This is a genomic window from Candidatus Accumulibacter phosphatis (assembly GCF_012939955.1).
Taxonomy (GTDB): domain Bacteria; phylum Pseudomonadota; class Gammaproteobacteria; order Burkholderiales; family Rhodocyclaceae; genus Accumulibacter; species Accumulibacter delftensis.
In genome coordinates this window covers 87931-107790 of record NZ_SPMY01000011.1, presented here as the reverse complement: position 1 = coordinate 107790, position 19860 = coordinate 87931, and the positions used below count along the sequence as shown (strand labels likewise).

Annotated in this window: 16 protein-coding genes and 1 pseudogene; 7 read left to right on the top strand and 10 right to left on the bottom strand. The window is 63.3% G+C overall.

Going from position 1 to position 19860, the window contains the following annotated elements:
- Positions 1-8: 8 nt before the first annotated feature.
- The 3 genes from E4Q23_RS04355 to rsmA are packed head-to-tail and all read left to right on the top strand — an operon-like array spanning position 9 to position 3135.
- A complete protein-coding gene (locus tag E4Q23_RS04355; RefSeq protein WP_248595235.1) occupies positions 9-1313 on the top strand; it encodes a peptidylprolyl isomerase in 1305 nt (434 codons plus the stop codon).
- A 5-nt stretch (positions 1314-1318) separates the two neighbouring features.
- On the top strand, positions 1319-2359 hold the full coding sequence (pdxA, locus tag E4Q23_RS04350; RefSeq protein ID WP_169065527.1) for a 4-hydroxythreonine-4-phosphate dehydrogenase PdxA: 1041 nt from the start codon (positions 1319-1321) through the stop codon (positions 2357-2359).
- The gene (gene rsmA, locus E4Q23_RS04345) at positions 2356-3135 is read left to right on the top strand and encodes a 16S rRNA (adenine(1518)-N(6)/adenine(1519)-N(6))-dimethyltransferase RsmA (protein WP_169065491.1); all 780 of its coding nucleotides are present in this window, start codon (positions 2356-2358) and stop codon (positions 3133-3135) included. The genes pdxA and rsmA overlap by 4 nt, the downstream gene beginning before the upstream one ends.
- 49 nt (positions 3136-3184) lie before the next feature.
- On the opposite strand, the gene E4Q23_RS04340 is transcribed toward rsmA, so the two are convergent.
- From E4Q23_RS04340 to tkt, 10 genes are all read right to left on the bottom strand, one after another.
- A complete protein-coding gene (locus tag E4Q23_RS04340; protein WP_169065490.1) occupies positions 3185-3382 on the bottom strand; it encodes a YgaP family membrane protein in 198 nt (65 codons plus the stop codon).
- A gap of 166 nt (positions 3383-3548) precedes the next feature.
- Positions 3549-4229, bottom strand: coding sequence for a Crp/Fnr family transcriptional regulator (locus E4Q23_RS04335; protein WP_169065489.1), 681 nt, complete (start codon positions 4227-4229; stop codon positions 3549-3551).
- On the bottom strand, positions 4229-5005 hold the full coding sequence (gene xth / locus E4Q23_RS04330; protein WP_169065488.1) for an exodeoxyribonuclease III: 777 nt from the start codon (positions 5003-5005) through the stop codon (positions 4229-4231). Before xth ends, E4Q23_RS04335 begins: the two co-directional genes overlap by 1 nt.
- Positions 5002-5520: a DUF4124 domain-containing protein gene (locus tag E4Q23_RS04325; protein WP_169065487.1), complete on the bottom strand. Its 519-nt coding sequence runs from the start codon at positions 5518-5520 to the stop codon at positions 5002-5004. Before E4Q23_RS04325 ends, xth begins: the two co-directional genes overlap by 4 nt.
- A 135-nt stretch (positions 5521-5655) precedes the next feature.
- Positions 5656-7743 carry a M3 family metallopeptidase gene (locus tag E4Q23_RS04320; protein ID WP_169065486.1) on the bottom strand — a complete coding sequence of 696 codons (2088 nt, stop codon included), beginning with the start codon at positions 7741-7743 and terminating at the stop codon, positions 5656-5658.
- A gap of 64 nt (positions 7744-7807) precedes the next feature.
- On the bottom strand, positions 7808-8626 hold the full coding sequence (locus E4Q23_RS04315; protein ID WP_169065485.1) for a DUF2189 domain-containing protein: 819 nt from the start codon (positions 8624-8626) through the stop codon (positions 7808-7810).
- A gap of 58 nt (positions 8627-8684) precedes the next feature.
- Entirely contained in the window at positions 8685-9623 is a 939-nt protein-coding gene (locus E4Q23_RS04310) for a phosphoribosylaminoimidazolesuccinocarboxamide synthase (RefSeq protein WP_169065484.1), read from the bottom strand.
- A 166-nt stretch (positions 9624-9789) separates the two neighbouring features.
- Positions 9790-11229 carry a pyruvate kinase gene (pyk, locus tag E4Q23_RS04305; RefSeq protein WP_169065483.1) on the bottom strand — a complete coding sequence of 480 codons (1440 nt, stop codon included), beginning with the start codon at positions 11227-11229 and terminating at the stop codon, positions 9790-9792.
- Between the two features lie 336 nt (positions 11230-11565).
- The gene (gap, locus tag E4Q23_RS04300; RefSeq protein WP_169065482.1) at positions 11566-12567 is read right to left on the bottom strand and encodes a type I glyceraldehyde-3-phosphate dehydrogenase; all 1002 of its coding nucleotides are present in this window, start codon (positions 12565-12567) and stop codon (positions 11566-11568) included.
- Between the two features lie 20 nt (positions 12568-12587).
- Complete coding sequence (gene tkt / locus E4Q23_RS04295) at positions 12588-14573, bottom strand: transketolase (protein ID WP_169065481.1); 1986 nt, start codon at positions 14571-14573, stop codon at positions 12588-12590.
- A 276-nt stretch (positions 14574-14849) separates the two neighbouring features.
- Between tkt and E4Q23_RS23575 the strand changes: the two are divergent.
- The 4 genes and pseudogenes from E4Q23_RS23575 to E4Q23_RS04275 all read left to right on the top strand — a co-directional run.
- A pseudogene (locus E4Q23_RS23575) lies at positions 14850-15032 on the top strand (hypothetical protein); the annotation flags it as partial.
- Positions 15033-15063: 31 nt separating this feature from the next.
- The gene (locus tag E4Q23_RS04285; RefSeq protein ID WP_169065480.1) at positions 15064-16443 is read left to right on the top strand and encodes a ribulose-bisphosphate carboxylase; all 1380 of its coding nucleotides are present in this window, start codon (positions 15064-15066) and stop codon (positions 16441-16443) included.
- A gap of 115 nt (positions 16444-16558) precedes the next feature.
- Positions 16559-17362, top strand: a complete 804-nt coding sequence (locus E4Q23_RS04280) for a CbbQ/NirQ/NorQ/GpvN family protein (RefSeq protein WP_169065479.1) — start codon at positions 16559-16561, stop codon at positions 17360-17362.
- Between the two features lie 28 nt (positions 17363-17390).
- Entirely contained in the window at positions 17391-19682 is a 2292-nt protein-coding gene (locus E4Q23_RS04275) for a nitric oxide reductase activation protein NorD (RefSeq protein ID WP_169065478.1), read from the top strand.
- The last annotated feature ends 178 nt before the right edge of the window (positions 19683-19860 follow it).

The following is a 19860-nucleotide window of genomic DNA, read 5'->3' as shown; positions in this document are numbered from 1 at the left end:
TGACCATGATGCTTATATTTCGCGCGTTGCTGCTCTCCCTTGTTCTCGTCGGGGTGGCGGCGGCACAAGGCGCTGCAAAGCCAAGCAGCCAGCCGCTGGCTGCCGACCGTATCGTTGCCGTCGTCAATGACGAGGTGATAACGCATCACGAGTTGCGTTCGCGTCTCGATTCCGCGTTGGGGCAACTGCAGCGACAGGGGACCGCCCTGCCGCCGCGGGAGGTGCTCGAAAAGCAGATGCTCGAACGCCTGGTCATCGACAAGGTACAGTTGCAGTTTGCCCGCGAGGTGGGCTTGCGCGTCGACGATGCACAGCTTGACCAGGCGCTGCAACGTATTGCCAGCAATAACAAACTGACGCTCGCGCAGTTCCGGGTGGCGCTGGAAAAAGACGGTATTGCGTTTGCCAGCTTTCGCGAGGAGATTCGCGCCGAAATGACTATCGCGCGCTTGCGTGAGCGCGAGGTTGACAGCCGGATTTTCATTTCCGAAGGTGAGATCGACAATTATCTGGCGGGCGAGGCGGGGCAGGCCGGTGGTGAAGAGTACCAGATGGCGCACATCCTGCTGCGTGCCCCCGAGTCGGCAAGCCCGGAGCAGATTCAACAGCTACGCGCAAAGAGCGATCAGATCGTTGAGCGGCTGCGCCAAGGCGAGAACTTCGCCCAACTGGCTGCTGCTTATTCGGATGCGCCGGATGGTCTGCGTGGCGGCGATCTTGGCTGGCGTTCACTCAATCGCCTGCCGACGATGTTTGCCGAAGTGGCCGCGAAGCTCCAGGTGGGCGAGGTGTCGCCGGTCATGCGCAGCTCGAACGGCTTTCATCTGGTCAAGTTGCTCGGCAAGCGGGGCGGTGGTGCCTTGCCGGCCGTTCAGCAGACGCGCGCCCGGCACATTCTGATCAAGGTCAACGAAGTGGTCTCGGAACCGGAGGCCAGACATACCGTGGAAACCCTGCACCAGCGCATCAAGCACGGCGAGAACTTTGCCGATCTGGCCAGGCTTTTCTCGCAGGACGGCTCGGCGTCGAAAGGTGGGGATCTTGGCTGGATCTACGCCGGTGATACGGTACCGGAGTTCGAGGGGGCGATGAATCAACTGGCTCCTGGCCAGCTCAGTGAGCCGGTGAAATCGCCTTTTGGTTTCCATTTGATCGAGGTCACCGAACGTCGCGTCCAGGATGTGTCGAGTGATCGTCAGCGCACTGCGGCACGGCAGGTGCTACGCGAGCGCAAGCGGGATGAGGCCTATCAGGACTGGCTGCGCCAGATGCGAGACCGCGCCTACGTGGAGCTTCGCCTGGAGGAAAGATGAGCGCCATGTCGTGCCCGCCGGTGATTGCCGTCACCAGTGGCGAACCGGCCGGCATCGGTCCCGAGATCTGTCTACGCCTCGCCGATTGCTCGCTGGACGCTCGCTTTGCGGCGCGAATCGTTGTTCTGGCGGATCGCTCGCTGCTCGCCGAGCGGGCGGCGGCATTGCACTTTCCCTGCACACTGCGTGAGTGGCAAGCGGCCCGGTCGCCACAGGTCGGCACCCTGGACGTTCTGCATCTGCCGCTAGCTGCCGCGGTCAGGCCCGGTCAACTTGATGCGGCCAATTCCCCTTACGTGCTGGCGCTGCTGGACCGGGCCCTGGACGGCTGCCAGAGCGGTGAGTTTGCGGCCATGGTCACCGCGCCGGTGCACAAGGGCATCATCAATGATGCCGGGATTCCCTTCAGCGGGCACACCGAGTATCTGGCGGAAAAGACGGCAACGCCACGTGTGGTGATGATGCTCGCTGGTGGCGGTTTGCGGGTGGCCCTGGTGACCACGCATCTGCCGCTGCGGGACGTGCCGGCGGCGGTTACCCAAGGCGCTGTCGAGGAAACCCTGCGCATTCTGCATCGCGAGATGGCGGCGAAGTACGGGATTGCCCGCCCACGCATTCTGGTTGCCGGTCTCAATCCACATGCTGGCGAGGGAGGCTACCTGGGCCGTGAAGAGATCGAAGTGATCACGCCGGTCCTCGAGCGCCTGCGTGCCGAAGGCATGGCCCTGCTCGGGCCGTTGCCAGCCGATACGATGTTCTCTCCGCCGCTCCTCGAACGCGGCGACTGCGTTCTCGCCATGTACCATGATCAGGGTCTCACGGCGCTCAAGTACGCGAGTTTTGGCCAGGGCATCAACGTCACGCTGGGCCTGCCGATCATTCGCACCTCGGTTGACCATGGCACAGCGCTGGAACTGGCGGGCAGCGGACGAGCCGATCCCGGCAGCTTGCTGGTGGCCATCGAGCAGGCCATCGAGATGGTGGCTAGGGCGGCTCCGGTGGCTCCGCTCGCTCGACCCGGCGGCAGCAAGCAAGTGAGCGCATGAGGACGCATGTCGCGCGCAAGCGCTTTGGCCAGAATTTCCTGGTCGATCAACAGGTCATCGCGGCGATCATCGACCAGCTGGCGGTGCAGCGTGACGAGACGGTGGTCGAGATTGGCCCGGGGCTGGCCGCCCTGACCGCGCCCCTGTCGCGACGGCTTGATCACCTGCACGTCGTCGAGATCGATCGCGACATTGTTGCCCGGCTTGCGAAAAGCTATCCGACCGAGCAACTGACGGTGCACGCGGGCGATGCGCTGGTTTTCGATTTTGGCCGCTTGGCCAGCGCCGCTGGTGGCCAGCTGCGCATTGTCGGCAATCTGCCGTACAACATCTCGACGCCGCTGCTCTTTCATCTTGCTGGCTATGGTACTTGCGTGCGCGACATGCATTTCATGCTGCAAAGGGAAGTCGTCGAGCGCATGGTCGCCGAGCCGGGAAGTGGCGACGTCGGCCGGCTGACGGTGATGCTGCAATACCGTTTCGTCGTCGAGCGCCTGCTCGACGTGCCGCCAGAGGCTTTCGATCCGGCGCCCAAGGTGCACTCGGCGCTGGTGCGCCTGATTCCGCGTCCCCCGGAAGCCTTGTCGGTGGTGAACGAAGCGCACTTCGCTGCGCTGGTCGCCGCTGCTTTCAGGCAGCGCCGCAAAATGCTGCGCAACAGCCTCAGGGGCATCCTTGACGAGGATCAGCTGGCGGCGCTTGGCGTTTCGCCGACCTGCCGGGCAGAGGAACTGTCGGTTGCCGACTATGTTCGCCTGGCCAACACCTTGACATGAAAACGGCGTACCGAGACTGGCTACGCCGTGCGCTCGGTTTGCTCGCCGTTCAGCCGCTTTTCTTGACCGCACAGGTATTGGCTCCGAGCAGCGAGTAGGCTGGACAGACGCCGAACAGACCGGTCAGCAGCGGTACCACACCGATCCAGCCCCAGGCGCCGACGACGCCCAGAGCAGCCATCGAGACGAGCGCGATACCGACGACGATACGCAGGATTTTGTCGATTCCACCGACGTTTGTTTTCATGATTGGCTCCGTTAACCGTGTTGAGTGAAGGCGACAGCGTACGTCGCGGCGGCCTAGCTGTATGTAACTGCAGTCACAGAGGCAAGCGGAGACAAAGGATAGGGAGTCCAGGGGCCGCGCGGCAAAGAGCGTGCGGCCTGGCAAGCACGCACGCGGCCAGACGCTGTCAGCGAGAGCCGTCGGCCAGTTGCTGCAGCCCGCTCGGGTCGATCACCGTAATCTGTTCACGACCCAGCCTGACCAGTCCCTGTAGGGCGAAGCCCTTGAGCAAACGGCTGATCATCTCGCGGACGCTGCCGAGTTCCTCCGCCAGTGCCTGGTGGGTGGCATGGATAGTGTCACCCTTGGCGAGGAGCAGTTTTGCCAGGCGTTGATCGAGGCGGTGGAAAGCGACTTCTTCGACCAGTTGCATCAGTTCGGCGATGCGTTCGGCAAACAGGTGGAAGACGAAGCTGCGGAAGCTCGCATGTTCGGCGAGTAGTTTTTCGAAAGTCGCGATCGGCAAGAGGAGTAGCGACAGGGGGGTTTCAGCAATGCCACGCGCCGAATACGGCGTGTGACCGAGCAGGCAACTCGAGCTGATGATGCACGAGCCGCCCGGTTCGACGCGGTAGAGCAGCATTTCGCGACCGCCGGCGGTACTTTTCACGACCTTGATCGTGCCCGCGAGAAGCAGCGGGAAACCCATACAGTCCTGCCGCTCGCTGAACAGTTGCGTGCCGGCGGGCAGGTCGCGCTGAGTCATTTGCTGGCCGAGGGCCGCCAGTTGTTCGGCCGCTAGCGAACGCAGGCTTGGATAGAGCGCGAGCAGGGATGGCGGCAGGCTGCCCGCTGGCGTGCCAGGCATCAGTCGGCCCAGTCAGCCAGTTCCGCAGTCACCGGTGCGTGGTCCGATGGCCGCTCGAGCTTGCGTACTTCGCGGCTGATGCCGGCCAGCGTGCAGCGCTCGGCGAGTGCGTTCGAGAGGAGGACGTGGTCAATGCGCAGGCCGCGGTTCTTCTGAAAGCCGAGCATTCGGTAGTCCCACCACGAAAAACTCTTCTCCGGCTGCTCGAAAAGGCGAAAACTGTCCTCCAGGCCAAGGCCGAGGAGGCGCTGGAAAGCGGCTCGCTCGGGTTCGGAGCACAGGATCTGTCCGGCCCAGGCCGCCGGGTCGTGCACGTCGCGGTCGTCGGGGGCGATGTTGAAGTCACCGGCCAGGACCAGACGTGGGTTGTCGGCCAGTTGAGCGCCTATCCAGTTGACCAGCGCCTCCAGCCAGGCGAGCTTGTAGGCGTACTTGTCGCTGCCCACCGCCTGGCCATTCGGCACGTAGGCGCAGACGACACGAATCCCGTTCACGCTTGCCGCCAGCAGGCGCTTCTGGGGATCCGCGTAAAGGGGGTTGCCACAAACGATATCTGTCGGCGCGTCGCGGCTCAGCAGAGCAACGCCGTTGTAGGTTTTTTGTCCGGAGAAGGCGACGTGATAACCGGCGGCCGCGAGCTCCTGCGCCGGGAAAAAAGGGTCGTCGAGCTTGGTTTCCTGCAGGCAGACGACATCGGGTTGCCGCGCCGCCAACCAGTCGAGCAGCTGCGGCAGGCGGACCTTGAGTGAATTGACGTTCCAGCTGGCGATTTTCATTGGCTGGGCGCAGCGGCAGGTTTGAAGCCGTAGGGCGCGCTGACCGGATAGCCAGCGAAGTCGAGCAGCTCGTTCCATTTGGGGGGCGCAAAGCCGGTCGCATGCTGCCGACCGACACTGATGCTGGGCAGTACGGCGTCGCCGCCCAATTGGCGGCCAAGCGCTGTCAGCTCTTCCTGGCTGGTGAGCAGCTTTTCCGAGAAGGGAACGCCACGGCCATTGAGCAGTGCGCGTGCTTGCTCGCAGGCGCCACAGTCGGCGCTGGTAAACAGGGTCACCGGAAATTTTTCGCTCGCCTGGCGAATGGTGTAGGGCATTTGCTGCTGTTCGGCGGCGATGCTGGGTCCTTCAGTGACGGTCACGTCGCGCGTTCCCGGTGGCGGGGGCCGGTCGGAGATCACCGTGATGCCGCTGCGCGGGTCCTCCCAGCGGTAAGTGGTTTGTGCGCTGACGGCGGTCGCGGCAAGCAATGCCGTGGCGATGCAGGCGAAACGCAGGGCGCTTGTCGTGTCCATGGCTGAGTTTCCTTTGCTGGCAAAGTCGCGCACGCGACTCACGAAACTCCCTTCTCCCCGTGCGGGAGAAGGGTCGGGGAAGAGGGGGACGGTCGTGGCTTTCATGATGTGGAGAGCATCGACATGGCATGACCGTTACACGCCAACCATGCCGCTGTGCCTGAGCAGCGCGTCGACTTGCGGCTCGCGACCGCGGAAGGCGCGGAAGTTTTCGATCGCCGGACGACTGCCGCCGACCGACAGAATGGTGTTCAGGAAGCGTTGGCCGGTGTCTTGGTCGAAGGGGTCGCCGGCCTCTTCGAAAGCGCCGAAGCAGTCGGCCGAAAGGACCTCCGCCCACTTGTAGCTGTAGTAGCCGGCACCATAACCACCGGCAAAGATGTGCGCGAAACTGTTCGGGAAGCGATGCCACGCGGGCGGCACGAGAACCGCAACTTCGCGACGCACGTCGCCGAGCAGGTCAAGGACGCTGCGCTCGTCAGCCGGGTCGTAGTCGCTGTGCAGCAGCAGGTCGAACAGCGAAAACTCGATCTGGCGAAGCGTTTGCATACCGCTCTGAAAGTTCTTGGCGGCCAGCATCTTGTCGAACAGCGCGCGCGGCAGCGGCTGGCCAGTGTCGACATGGCTGCTCATCCCCTGCACGACGCTCCACTCCCAGCAGTAGTTTTCCATGAACTGCGACGGCAGTTCGACGGCGTCCCACTCGACGCCGTGGATGCCGGCGACCGCCAGTTCATCGACGCGGGTCAGCAAGTGGTGCAGGCCGTGACCCGTCTCGTGGAAAAGGGTGATCACGTCGTCGTGCGTGAACAGGGCCGGCCGTGCCTGGCCATTCTTGCTGCCGATCGGCCGCGAGAAGTTGCAGTTGAGATAGGCCACCGGTTTTTGGATGTTGTCGCTCGCCACTGATCCCGGCGGTCGTCGGCGGCGAGTGATTGCTTCGTCCATCCAGGCGCCGCCACGTTTCGTTTCGCGGGCGTAAAGGTCGAGGTAGAACTGGCCAAGGAGTTCGCCGGCCGGCGTTTCGATGCGGAAAAAGCGGACGTCCTGGTGCCAGAGCGCTGCGCTGTCAGGCTTCAGGCAGACGCCAAACAGCGTTTCGATGACTTTGAAGAGACCGCTGAGGACTTTCTCTTCGGTGAAATACTGCTTTACTTCCTGCTCCGAGAAGGCGTAGCGCTTCTGCAAGAGCTTTTCGGAAACGTAGCCAATATCCCAGGCTTCCATGCTTTCGAGTTGCAGCTCGCGACGCGCGAAGGCGCGCAGCTCGGCGATATCCCGTTCGGCAAAAGGCCGGGCCTTGACCGCCATCTCGCGCAGGAAGTCGAGGACCTGTGGCACCGACACGGCCATTTTCGGTACCAGCGAGACTTCGGCGAAGTTGGCGTAGCCAAGCATTTGCGCTTCTTCGCGGCGCAGGCGGAGGATCTGGCTGATCAGCGGCGTATTGTCGAGCTCGGCAGGCCCGAATTCGGCGGCGCGGGTGGTGTAGGCACGGTACATCTGTGCGCGCAGGCGGCGACTGTCGGCGTATTGCATTACCGGCAAGTAGGAGGGCATGTGCAGAGTGAACTTCCAGCCGCTCTGAGCGTCTTTCTCGGCCGCCTCGCGCGCCGCCTGGCGAGTGTCTTCGGGCAGGCCGGCAAGTTCGGCCTCGTCGCTTACCCACTCGGCAAAGGCGTTGGTGGCGTCGAGCAGGTTTTCCGAGAATTTGGCCGAGAGCTGCGAGAGTTCCTCGGAGATCGCCTGGAAGCGTGGCTTCTGATCGTCCTGCAGCTGCGCACCGGCAAGTCGGAAATCACGAATCTCGTTGTCGATGATGCGCTGCTGCACCGGCGAAAGGCGTGCGTATTCAGCACTCTCGGCGATTGCCTGGTAGGCGGCGAAGAGCTTTAGGTTCTGGCCGAACTCGGCGTAGAAGCGTGACACTTCAGGCAGCATGCGGTTATACGCCGCGCGCCATTCGGGGACGTCATTGACCGCGTGCAGATGGCCGACAATTCCCCAGGCGCGCGACAGCGGTTCGAGGCCGTCGGTCAGGGCGGCGGCAAAGTCGTTCCAGGTCGTCGCGGCGCCTGGCGACGTCAGCCGCACAATCAGCGCTCGGCAGTCATCGAGCAGCTGGCTGATCGCCGGCTGCACGTCGCTCGGCGCGATGGCATCGAAGCGCGGCAGGCCGGACAGGTCAAGAAGAGGGTTGTCGGACGGGGTGGTGGCAGTCATCAAGGGTTCCGTGGGTGCAGGGGGAGGGTGCTCGCCGAGCGCAGAGCGCTTGTTCCGGGCAGGGCTAGCGTCTGGCTGTCTGGCTGTCCGGATGGTCGCTGGCAGCTCGCTGTTCTACAAGGTCGCGATAGGCGTGCCAGGAGGCGTGCCCGATCAAGGGCATGAGCACGATCAAGCCAAAAAACAGCGTGCCGATGCCAAGCACGGTCAGCGTTGCAACCAGTGTCGCCCAGAAGACCATCAAGCGTATGTTGGCATCGACGGCACTCAGGCTGGTGCGCATGGCGACGATGAAGTCCACCTGGCGATCGAGCAGCAGCGGCACCGAGACGACGGTGATGGCGAAGACCAGTAAAGCCAGACTGCCACCGCTCATCAACCAGATGATCATCAGATCGCGATTTTCCGGCAGCTTGGGCATCTCGGCCAGCAAGATCAGCAGGTCAGGCGGGATATGTGGTGCCAGGACCAGGAAGAGCAGCGTCGAAACGCGTTCCCAGCACAGTCCGATGATGGCCAGGAGCAGCCCGAGCTTGATCAGTTCGCGGGCGTTGCGGCGGCCACCCGCCAGCGATTCGAGAAAAGTCGAAGACTGGCCGGCCTGGCGGCGGCGGCTGATCTCGTACAGTCCGCCGCAGAGCATCGGCGCAATGAGCAGGAAGCCGGAAGTGGCGGCAATGAAGAGGTGGCCTTGCCGCCAGGCAAAGATGGTGATCAGGTCGCCAAAGATGGCGAACAGAAGGCCATACGAGAGGCTGGCGATGGGATTGGCGCGCATGTCGCGCCAGCCCGCGGCCAACCATACCAGGGGCTGGCCGACGGCGACGCTGCGAACCTTCAGCGGTGCTTGGCGCCGCTCGGATGACGTGGCTTCTAGACCCATGCGGTCTCCTTGCTGACGGGGCGTCGGCCGAATGTCATGCGCCGCGCCTGCGCGGCGGTCACTGGACAGGCTTCTCTCCGGTGAGGCACTGCAAGGCCTCGGCGTACTTGGCACGCGTTCCGGCGATCACCGCCAGTGGCAAGCTTGGGCCGGGTGCCTGCTTGTTCCAGGGCAGTGTTTCCAGATAGTCGCGGATGTACTGCTTGTCGTAGGAGGGCGGATTGCTGCCCTCGCGGTAGTCATCGGCTGGCCAGAAGCGTGACGAGTCCGGAGTCAGTACTTCGTCGATCAGGTGTAGCGTGCCGGCAGCATCGAGGCCGAACTCGAATTTGGTGTCGGCAATGATGATGCCGCGCGTAGCAGCATGCTCGGCGGCGGCGGTGTAAAGTGCGATCGCCACGGCGCGTGTCTGCGTGGCAATCTCGGCGCCGCTCTTGCCGGCGACGGCAAGGAGGTCGGCGAGCGCGCTCGCACAGTCGGCTTGCGCGCGCTCGAACGACACGTTCTCGTCATGATCGCCGATGGCGGCTTTCGTCGCCGGCGTGAAAATCGGCTCCGGCAAGCGGCTGGCGAGGCACAGCCCCGGCGGCAGCGGGATGCCGCAGACGGCCCCAGTGGCCTGGTAATCCTTCCACCCCGAACCGATCAGATAACCGCGCACGACGGCCTCGATCGGTAGTGGCCGCAAGCGCTTGACGACCAGTGAGCGGCCACGGACCTGGGCGCGCTCGTCGTCCGCGACCACGCTCTCCGGGTCGATCCCGGTCATCTGGTTGGGGACGATGGCCGCAAGTTTTTCAAACCAGAAGCAGGCCAGCTGGGTGAGCAGTCGGCCCTTGCCGGGAATCGGGTCGGGCAGGATGACGTCGAAGGCCGAGAGGCGATCGCTGGTGACGATCAGCAGCTTGTCGTCGCCGACGGCGTAAATGTCGCGCACCTTGCCGCGGCCTAGCAGGGGCAGGCTCTTGATCGTCGATTCAAAGAGGGCATCGGTCACGTTGCTGATCCGGTTAGGAAATGGGTCGTCGCCAGTGCGAAAGTCGAGCGTTGGGATTATAGGACACATCCTGGCTGCCACGAGCGCGGCGTCGGTCCGCCGCGTTTCGCCAACCGGAACGGCCCGGCGGCGATTTCCGTGACGGGTTCTGCGGCACGCCTTCCGCTCAGGCCGCGGGACCCTTCTTTTCGCCGACGCGAACAATCTTCATCGTATTGGTGCCGCCGCTATTGCCCATCGGCTCACCGGCTGTGATGACGATGAAGTCTCCCTTTTCGACCACGCCCTCCTTGATCAACTGTTGCTCCGCCGCGTCGAGCAGTTCATCGCGGGAGCTTGGCTGATGGCTCATGTGTACCGGGGAAACGGCCCGATAGAGACTCATCTTGGTTACCGCCTCAGCCCGCGGCGTCAGCGCGTAGATCGGCACACCACAGTTCAGGCGGCTCATCCAGAGAGCCGTCGAACCGGAATCGGTGAGCGCGGCGATGGCCTTGACCTTGAGGTGGTGAGCCGCCCAGATGGCGGCCAGCGAAATCGTTTGGTCGATGCGCGTGAAAACTCGATTGAGGAACTCACGCTCGAGAGTCACTTCCGAGGATTTTTCGGCCTCCAGGCAGATTCGCGCCATCGCTTCAACAGTCTCCACCGGATACCTGCCGGCAGCGGTTTCAGCCGAGAGCATCACCGCGTCGGTGCCGTCGAGAACCGCGTTGGCGACGTCAGAGACTTCGGCACGGGTCGGGTTCGGCGAGACAATCATCGACTCCATCATCTGCGTAGCGGTAATCACCAGCTTGTTGTTCTCGCGTGCCATGTGGATCATGCGCTTCTGCAGCGCAGGTACGGCGGCGTCGCCGACTTCGACAGCGAGGTCGCCGCGGGCGACCATGATCCCGTCCGAAGCGGCGATGATCTCGGCGAGTGCGGCCACGGCTTCGAGGCGTTCGATCTTGGCAATGGTCTGCGCATGTCCGTTCGCGGCATGGATCAGTTGCTTGGCCATGTACATGTCGGCCGCACTCTTGGGAAACGAGATGGCTACATAGTCAACGTCGATGGCGGCCGCCGTGCGGATATCCTCCATATCCTTGGCGGTCAGTGCGGGTGCCGAAAGGCCACCTCCCTGCTGGTTGATACCCTTGTTGTCGGACAAGTCGCCGCCATGGCGAACAACCGTGAAAATCTCGGAGCCGAGCACGCGCTGCACGTCAAGCACGATGCGACCGTCATCGAGCAGGAGGACGCTGCCAGGTGAGACGTCGCGCGTCAGGTCTTTGTAGTCGAGGCCGACGCGTTCGGAATTGCCCAACTCGCACTTGGCGTCGAGGATGAAGGGCGCGCCTTGCTCCAGCCGGATCTTGCCCTCGGCGAACTTGCCGACACGGATCTTCGGGCCTTGCAGATCGGCGAGGATGCCTACCGGGCGTCCGACGCGGGCGGCTACTTCGCGAACCAGTTGCGCACGCGCAACATGATCCGCCGGTTTGCCGTGGGAAAAATTGAGGCGCACGACGTCGACGCCGGCGCGGATCATTCGTTCGAGTACATCGGGATCCGACGAGGCCGGACCGAGGGTGGCGACGATCTTGGTATCGCGGGGCATGAGCTTCCTATTATTCTTGTACAGACAGTGGTTTTGTCTGGGGCCTGTTTCAGGGCGCTGACCAGGGGCACGAGCAGGCTTTCCTGCCGCTGCGTGGGACAGCGATGGGCATCATCAGGTTCAACGAGGATTTCTGATCTTGTCGGCGATCGACGGCGACGGCGAAGACGACGGCTGCAGGGTCAGGGCTGCACCGAGCAGATCCATCAAGCGCCGAAGTGGCGCAAAAAACCTGCACTGAAAAAGCACAAGCACAGGAAAGCGTCGATCGAGGAAGCGGGGAAAGAGAAGGGAAGAAAACACGAGGGGCGCCCGAAGGCGCCCCTGAACGGCAGTTTAGCGGGCCATGACCTTGATCATTTCCAGCACCTTGCAGGAATAACCCCACTCGTTGTCGTACCACGAGACGACCTTGACGAAGGTGCCGTCAAGCGCCATGCCGGCATCCGCGTCAAAGACCGAGGTGCAGGTCTCGCCGCGGAAATCGGTGGCCACCACTTTGTCGGTGGTGTAACCGAGAACGCCCTTCATCGGGCCTTCCGAGGCCGCCTTCATCGCTGCGCAGATCTCCTCGTAGGTGGCGTCCTTGTTCAGCTCGACGGTCAGGTCAACGACCGAGACGTCCGATGTCGGCACGCGGAAGGCCATGCCGGTGAGTTTCTTGTTGAGCTCGGGAATGACTTTGCCGACGGCTTTGGCAGCACCGGTCGAGGACGGAATGATGTTCTCGAGGATGCCGCGGCCGCCACGCCAGTCCTTGTTGGACGGACCATCAACGGTTTTCTGGGTCGCGGTTGCCGCATGAACCGTGGTCATCAGGCCACGCTTGATGCCCCAGTTGTCGTTCAACACCTTGGCCACCGGGGCCAGGCAGTTGGTGGTGCAGGAAGCGTTCGAAATGATCGTCTGGCCGGCATAGGTGCTGTCATTGACGCCAAACACGAACATCGGCGTGTCGTCCTTGCTCGGTGCGCTCTGGATGACTTTCTTGGCGCCGGCGGCGATGTGCTTCTGGCACGACTCGGTGGTCAGGAAAAGACCGGTTGCATCAACCACGATGTCCGCACCAACTTCGTCCCACTTCAGCTCGGCCGGATCCTTGACTGCGGTCAGGCGGACTTTCTTGCCATTGACGATCAGCGAATTGCCATCCACCGCAACCGTGCCCTGGAAACGACGATGCACGGAATCATACTTGAGCATGTACGCCAGGTAATCGGGTTCGAGCAGGTCGTTGATACCGACGATTTCGATCTCGTTCGAAAAATCTTGCACAGCAGCGCGAAACACCATCCGTCCGATACGGCCAAAGCCATTGATCCCTACTTTGATGGTCATGAAACGGTCTCCTTGAGAAATTACAACACTGATTTCACGGTCGTGACCACATTGGTCACCGTGAAACCGAAAAAGTCGAACACCTGGCCTGCGGGTGCCGACTCTCCAAAACGATCGATGCCGATAACGGCGCCGTCAAGTCCGACGTACTTGCGCCAGAAATTGCTCACGCCCGCTTCGATGGCCACGCGCGGTAGCGCGCGCGGCAAAACTGCTTCCTGGTACGCCCGGTCCTGGCGGTCGAAGACCTCGGCGCAAGGCATCGAGACGACGCGCACGGCGACGCCCTCGTCGGCGAGCGCCTGGCGTGCGTCGAGTGCCAGCTTGATCTCCGAGCCGGTGGCGATCAGTAGCGCCTGCGGGTTCGCGCAGTCTGCCAGAACATAAGCGCCACGGCGAATCATGTCGGGCGCGATGCCGGTGCTGAGCGTCGGCAGATTCTGCCGCGAGAGCGCCAGAACTGTCGGGCCGTCAGCACGTTCGAGAGCGGCGATCCAGGCGACCATCGTTTCGCTGGCGTCGGCCGGGCGCCAGACGTCAAGGTTGGGGATCAGGCGTAAACTGGCGATGTGCTCGACCGGCTGGTGGGTCGGGCCATCTTCGCCGAGGCCGATCGAATCGTGCGTGTAGACCATGATCTGGCGCAGCTTCATCAGCGCCGCCATGCGGATCGCGTTGCGCGCGTAGTCCGAGAAGACCAGGAAGGTCGCGGTGTACGGGATCAGGCCGCCGTGCAGGGCGAGGCCGTTGGCGATTGCGGTCATGCCGAATTCACGCACCCCGTAATAGAGGTAGTTGCCGCCCCGGGTTCGGCTGATGCCCTGCGAGCCTTTCCACAGCGTCAGGTTCGAGCCGGCAAGGTCGGCCGAACCGCCAAGCAGTTCGGGTAGCTGCGGCGCGAAGGCACTGATCGCGTTCTGCGACGCCTTGCGGGTGGCGATGTTTTCGGCCTTGGCCGCGACCTCGGCCAAGGCTTGTGCGCAGCAGATGTTCCAGTCGGCCGGTAGCTCGCCGCGCATGCGGCGCAAAAACTCGGCGGCCAATTCCGGGAAAGCGGCCTGATAGGCCGCAAAGCTCGCCTGCCAGTTGTTCTCGAAGGCCTGGCCGCGGACGCGGCCGTCCCAGCTCTCATAGACGGCTGCGGGGACTGCGAAGGGCGCGTGTTGCCAGCCGAGATGTGCGCGCGTGGCGGCGATCTCCGCGCTGCCGAGCGGCGCGCCATGAACGTCGTGGCTACCCACCTTGTTTGGTGAACCTTCGCCAATGCGTGTCTTGCAGCAGATCAGCGTCGGGCGCTCGCGCTCGGCGCGTGCCGCGAGCAGTGCCTGGTCGACGGCGTCGCTGTCGTGTCCGTCGACGGCGGCGATGACCTGCCAGCCGTAAGCGGCGAAGCGTTGCGGGGTGTCGTCGGTAAACCAGCCTTCGACATGGCCGTCGATGGAGATGCCGTTGTCGTCGTAGAGGGCGATCAGCTTGCCCAGTCCGAGGGTGCCTGCCAGCGAGCAGGCTTCGTGTGAAACGCCCTCCATCAGGCAACCGTCACCAAGGAATACGTAGGTCGAGTGGTCGACGATGGAGTGACCGGAACGATTGAAATCGGCGGCCAGAACCTTCTCCGCAATGGCCATGCCGACGGCGTTGGCGAGACCCTGGCCGAGCGGCCCGGTTGTTGTTTCCACTCCGGGGGTATGACCCACTTCCGGGTGTCCGGGCGTCTTCGAGCGAAACTGACGGAAGTTCTTCAGGTCGTCAATGGAGACGTCGTAGCCGGTGAGATGCAGCAACACGTAGAGCAGCATTGAGCCGTGACCGTTGGAAAGGACGAAACGGTCGCGGTCTGGCCAGTGAGGATTGCCCGGGTTGTGTCGCAGGTGGCGACGCCAGAGTACTTCGGCTATTTCAGCCATTCCCATGGGCATGCCAGGGTGGCCGGAGTTGGCTTGCTGCACCGCATCCATGGCAAGTGCACGGATGACGTTGGTCAGGTCGCTGGATGCAAGAGGCACGATAATTAACCGATCAGGAGTGGGGCGATGGGTAGCATGGGCAAATTATCCGCCAAAACAGCGGGCATTGCCACCTCCCCTTGTGACGCAGCGCGAGGAGGGGTCTGCTTGTCACTACAGATAGGCATTGCTCTTACGCTGCTCTCTTTTGAATAGTAAAAGCTAACCATAAACAGAAAAAAGTTTAACTTTTAATTATCTATTGCGCCGCCTACACTGGCCAGCATTGAACGACGCCAGGCGACCCGAATGCACAACCCGCCGGCCGAACGCCCCATGAGCAGCAGCCTCCTTTTCCGCGCGGCGCGGCGGCAAACGGTCAAGCGGCAGGCGCTCATTTTCGACGTTGACGGGGCACTCGCCGAGACGGAACGCGACGCTCACCGCCTGGCCTTCAACCGCGCCTTTGCGCAGTTTGGCCCGGGCTGGGAGTGGTCGGTCGTCACCTGCGGCAAGTTGCCCTTCACCATTACTCGACACGGAGACAAGCATGGACCAATCGAATCGTTACGCCGACCTCAGCCTCAGGGAAGACGATCTGATCAGTGGCGGCAAGCATATCCTGGTGGCTTACAAGATGAAGCCCAAGGCCGGTTACGACTATCTGCAGGCGGCTGCACATTTCGCCGCCGAGTCGTCCACCGGCACCAACGTCGAGGTGTGTACCACCGACGATTTCACCCGCGGTGTCGATGCCCTGGTCTATCTGATCGACGAAGCCAGCGAAGAGATGCGCATCGCCTATCCGGTCGACCTTTTCGATCGCAACGTCACCGACGGACGGATGATGATCGTTTCCTTCCTGACCCTGGTGATCGGCAACAATCAGGGCATGGGTGACATCGAGCACGCCAAGATTTATGACTTCTACGTGCCCGAGCGCGCGCTGCAGTTGTTCGACGGTCCGGCCAAGGACATTTCCGACATGTGGCGGATCCTCGGTCGCCCGCTAAAGGACGGTGGCTACATTGCCGGGACGATCATCAAGCCCAAGCTAGGGCTGCGCCCCGAACCCTTCGCCAAGGCCGCCTACCAGTTCTGGCTCGGCGGTGACTTCATCAAGAACGACGAGCCGCAGGGCAACCAGGTGTTCGCGCCGATGAAGAAAGTCATGCCGCTGGTCGCTGACGCGATGAAGCGGGCGCAGGACGAGACCGGGCAGGCGAAACTGTTCTCGGCCAACATCACCGCCGACGATCACTACGAAATGTGCGCCCGTGCCGACTACATCCTCGAAACTTTCGGGCCCGACGCCGACAAGGTCGCGTTCCTGGTTGACGGCTATGTCGGCGGTCCGGGCATGGTCACCACCGCTCGCCGCCAGTACCCCAACCAGTACCTGCATTACCACCGCGCCGGGCACGGCGCGGTCACCTCGCCAAGCTCGAAGCGCGGCTACGATGCCTACGTGCTGGCCAAGATGGCACGTCTGCAGGGTGCCTCGGGAATTCACGTCGGCACCATGGGCTACGGCAAGATGGAAGGCACGGCCGACGACCGGGCGATCGCCTACATCATCGAACGCGACGAATATCAGGGCCCGGCCTATTTCCAGAAGTGGTACGGCATGAAGCCGACGACGCCAATCATCTCCGGCGGCATGAACGCCCTGCGCCTGCCCGGCTTCTTCGCCAACCTCGGCCACGGCAACGTCATCAACACCTCGGGGGGCGGTTCCTACGGCCACATCGACAGCCCCGCCGCCGGCGCGATTTCACTGCGCCAGGCCTACGAGTGCTGGCAAGCCGGCGCCGACCCGATCGAATGGGCTCGCGAGCACCAGGAATTTGCGCGTGCTTTTGCGTCCTTCCCGGGCGACGCCGATACTCTCTATCCCGGCTGGCGCGACAAGCTCGCCGCCCATCGCTAACAGGCGCGGCGGGCGGGCCAGGAGGGGCTAACGCGGGAATATGCGCAGACCCCCAGACCTGCCCGTCGTGTCGCTTTCTTCAGAACAGCGATAGCCACAGGAACAGGAACAGGCCATGACCGACAAGGAGCAGTTCAAGGTTCGCGACGAGCCTTTCTATCAGGCGCAGGGCAGGGAAGTCGCGCTCTACGAAGCGGCTTACGCGGCGCGTCTGCCGGTGATGGTCAAGGGGCCGACCGGTTGCGGCAAATCGCGTTTCATCGAATACATGGCCTGGAAGCTCGAACGGCCGTTGATCACCGTCGCCTGCAACGAAGACATGACCGCGTCCGACCTGGTCGGGCGCTACCTGCTCGAAGCCAACGGCACGCGCTGGCTCGACGGACCGCTGACCACCGCGGCGCGCATTGGTGCCATCTGCTATCTCGACGAAGTCGTCGAAGCGCGCCAGGACACGACGGTCGTCATCCACCCCCTGACCGACCATCGGCGCACCCTGCCGCTCGACAAGAAGGGCGAGTTGCTGCGCGCGCATGCCGACTTTCAGCTGGTGATCTCCTACAACCCCGGCTACCAGAGCCTGATGAAGGACCTCAAGCAGTCGACCAAGCAGCGTTTCACTGCTTTCGAGTTCGACTACCCCGATGCGGCGCTGGAGATCGCCATCCTGGCCAGCGAAAGCGGTATCGACGCAGCGACCGCTGCGCAGCTGGTAAGTATCGGCGCCGCGGCAAGGCGCCTCAAGGGGCACGGCCTCGACGAAGGGGTTTCAACGCGCCTGTTGGTCTATGCTGCAACCCTGATCAAGGGCGGTGTCGCTCCCGTCGATGCCTGTCGCATGGCGCTGGTGCGCCCGATCACCGACGATCGCGACATTCGCGACACGCTGGACCACGCGATCGACGCCACTTTCACCTGAGTGCGCTTGCCGAGTAGAGGTTCAGGCAATGACCCCTCCCGACGATACCGCCGCCCCTTCCTGGGACGAGCGCCTGCGCGGCTACCGCGAGCAGCTCGCCTGCGGCTTCCCGCAGGTCGGCGAAGTCTTCGAAGACTGCATGCGCGAAGCGCTGGCCGTCCTCTCGGCCGAAGGCGTCGCCGGCTATCTCGATACGGCGCGCTTCCTCGGCGGCATGGGCCGCGGCGTCGAGCCGCTACTGGCATTCCTCGAGGAGTGGCCGCCGATTGCCAAGCTGGTCGGCGAAGCGGCCTTGCCGGCGGTTACCGCCAGCATGCATGCGCTCTGGAAATCACCGAATGCCAAGGCAATAACCCCCTTCCTGCAGAGCCTGGCCGCCGTCGCCCGGCGGCTGCCGTCGCGCCAGCAGCTGCAGCGCTACCTGGACCTGACGCAGGAGTTCACCGCGCGCACCACAGGTTCGATCCACGGCATTCATCAAACTTTCGCCAGCCCCGGCCTGCCCGATTTCCTTGCGCAGGCCCCGACCCTGCTCAATCAGTTGTCGATCTCCGGGCTGCGCAACTGGGTCGATTACGGCATCCGCAACTACCCGAATCATCCCGAGCGGCAACGCGACTACTTCAGCCTCAAGTCGGCGGACAGCCGCGCCGTGCTGCAGCGCGAGCGCCGCGGCACGCTGCTGGTCGACAAGGAGCGCCTGCTCGACCTCTACCTGCGCGGGCTGTGGGGCGACAGCACGCAACTGGTGCCGTATCCGGCCGATCCCGACGAACCGCAGCAGCGACCGCTGCCGTATTACGACGCTTCGGGCATCCGCCTGCCGGACGTCCTTGACGATGCGCACGGCGTTTCCGGCATCGACCGCTACCGCGCAACCCTGGCCCACATTGCCGGCCATCGCCGCTGGAGCACGCCGATGTTCGCCGACAACTGCAGCCCGATGCAGCGCCTGGCGATCGAGGTTTTCGAAGACAGCCGCATCGAGACGCTGGTCATGCGCGCCTACCCCGGCATGCGCCGCATCTTCCTGGCGCTGCACCCGACGCCGCGCGCCGGCGCCTGCGACCCCGAAACCACCTCCTGCCTGCGGCATCGCCTGAGCATGTTCTCGCGCGCGCTGCTCGATGCCGAACATGGCTATCAGGAGGCAGAGTTGCTGAAGTTCGTTCGCCACTTCCACGAGACGATGGCCCAGGGCGAATCCGGCAGCGAAGCAATCGCCGAGCTGGCTCTGGCCTACATCGCCCGCACCCGCCGCCAGAGCGACCAGCTGGCCAATATCCATTTCGCCGACAGCGAGGTCGGCTATCGCGACGACAACCGCCACCTGTGGCGCTTCCACGAACTCAGCGACGACGAGGAAATGTTCGACGAACAGCGTCCGACGACAGCCGCCGCCGATGTCGATCGCCTGCCGCCGCGCCACTATCCCGAGTGGGACTACCAGAGCCAGAGCTACCGGCCGGACTGGGTCAGCCTCTACGAATCGCTGCACCCCGCCGGCGAGGCCAGCAAGATCGATCGCCTGCTTGAAAAACACGCCGTCCTGGCTCGGCGCCTGAAGCGTCTGCTGGACATCCTCAAGCCGCAGGACAAGGTCCGCATCCGCTACCAGGAAGAGGGCAGCGAACTCGACCTCGATGTCGCCCTGCGTTCGCTGATCGACTTCAAGGGCGGCGCCAGCCCCGACCCGCGTATCAACATGAGCCACCGCACAGACGGTCGCAACCTGGCGGTAATGGTTCTGCTCGACCTCTCGCAGTCGCTGGCCGACAAGGTCAAGGTCGGCGCCAGCGGCGGCGAGCAGAGCATTCTCGAATTGAGTCAGGAGGCGGTGTCCTTGCTCGCCTGGTCGATCGAGCAACTCGGCGACCCTTTTGCCATCGCCGGTTTTCACTCCGACAGCCGCCACGACGTCCGCTACCTGCACCTGAAAGGCTACAGCGAGCGCTGGGGCGATGTCGTCAAGGCCCGCCTGGCAGCGATGCAGGCCGGTTATTCGACGCGCATGGGCGCCGCCATGCGCCACGCTGCACACTACCTGGCGGCGCAGAAAGCCGACAAGAAACTGCTGCTGCTGCTCACCGACGGCCAGCCCGCCGACGTCGACGTCCATGACGAGCGCCTGTTGATCGAGGATGCCCGCAAGTCGGTCGAGGAACTCGACCAGCAAGGCATTTTCAGCTACTGCATCAACCTCGACCGCAAGGCCGACGACTACGTCGGGGACATCTTTGGCCGCCGGTATACGGTGATCGACAACATCGAGCGTCTGCCGGAGCGTCTGCCGGAGCTGTTCATGGCGCTGACGCGGTAAGCAGGGAAGAGCCGCGGCGACGCGCTTGCGCGCTGGTGGAGGCGCGAAAGATCGCAACCAGCCACAAATCATTGATTGTAGTGGCGTTTCTGACGCTACCAAGGTTCGATTCGCCGGGCGGCTGCCCGTCCTTGACCGCGCCCTCAACGCTCACGAAACGACAAGGACCCAAATCAAA

Excerpts from the sequence above, each read along its gene's own strand:
- E4Q23_RS04355 (WP_248595235.1), top strand. The coding sequence starts at position 9 with ATGCTTATATTTCGCGCGTTGCTGCTCTCCCTTGTTCTCGTCGGGGTG.
- pdxA (WP_169065527.1), top strand. The coding sequence starts at position 1,319 with ATGTCGTGCCCGCCGGTGATTGCCGTCACCAGTGGCGAACCGGCCGGC.
- rsmA (WP_169065491.1), top strand. The coding sequence starts at position 2,356 with ATGAGGACGCATGTCGCGCGCAAGCGCTTTGGCCAGAATTTCCTGGTC.
- E4Q23_RS04340 (WP_169065490.1), bottom strand. The coding sequence starts at position 3,382 with ATGAAAACAAACGTCGGTGGAATCGACAAAATCCTGCGTATCGTCGTC.
- E4Q23_RS04335 (WP_169065489.1), bottom strand. The coding sequence starts at position 4,229 with ATGCCTGGCACGCCAGCGGGCAGCCTGCCGCCATCCCTGCTCGCGCTC.
- xth (WP_169065488.1), bottom strand. The coding sequence starts at position 5,005 with ATGAAAATCGCCAGCTGGAACGTCAATTCACTCAAGGTCCGCCTGCCG.
- E4Q23_RS04325 (WP_169065487.1), bottom strand. The coding sequence starts at position 5,520 with ATGGACACGACAAGCGCCCTGCGTTTCGCCTGCATCGCCACGGCATTG.
- E4Q23_RS04320 (WP_169065486.1), bottom strand. The coding sequence starts at position 7,743 with ATGACTGCCACCACCCCGTCCGACAACCCTCTTCTTGACCTGTCCGGC.
- E4Q23_RS04315 (WP_169065485.1), bottom strand. The coding sequence starts at position 8,626 with ATGGGTCTAGAAGCCACGTCATCCGAGCGGCGCCAAGCACCGCTGAAG.
- pyk (WP_169065483.1), bottom strand. The coding sequence starts at position 11,229 with ATGCCCCGCGATACCAAGATCGTCGCCACCCTCGGTCCGGCCTCGTCG.
- gap (WP_169065482.1), bottom strand. The coding sequence starts at position 12,567 with ATGACCATCAAAGTAGGGATCAATGGCTTTGGCCGTATCGGACGGATG.
- E4Q23_RS04285 (WP_169065480.1), top strand. The coding sequence starts at position 15,064 with ATGGACCAATCGAATCGTTACGCCGACCTCAGCCTCAGGGAAGACGAT.
- E4Q23_RS04280 (WP_169065479.1), top strand. The coding sequence starts at position 16,559 with ATGACCGACAAGGAGCAGTTCAAGGTTCGCGACGAGCCTTTCTATCAG.
- E4Q23_RS04275 (WP_169065478.1), top strand. The coding sequence starts at position 17,391 with ATGACCCCTCCCGACGATACCGCCGCCCCTTCCTGGGACGAGCGCCTG.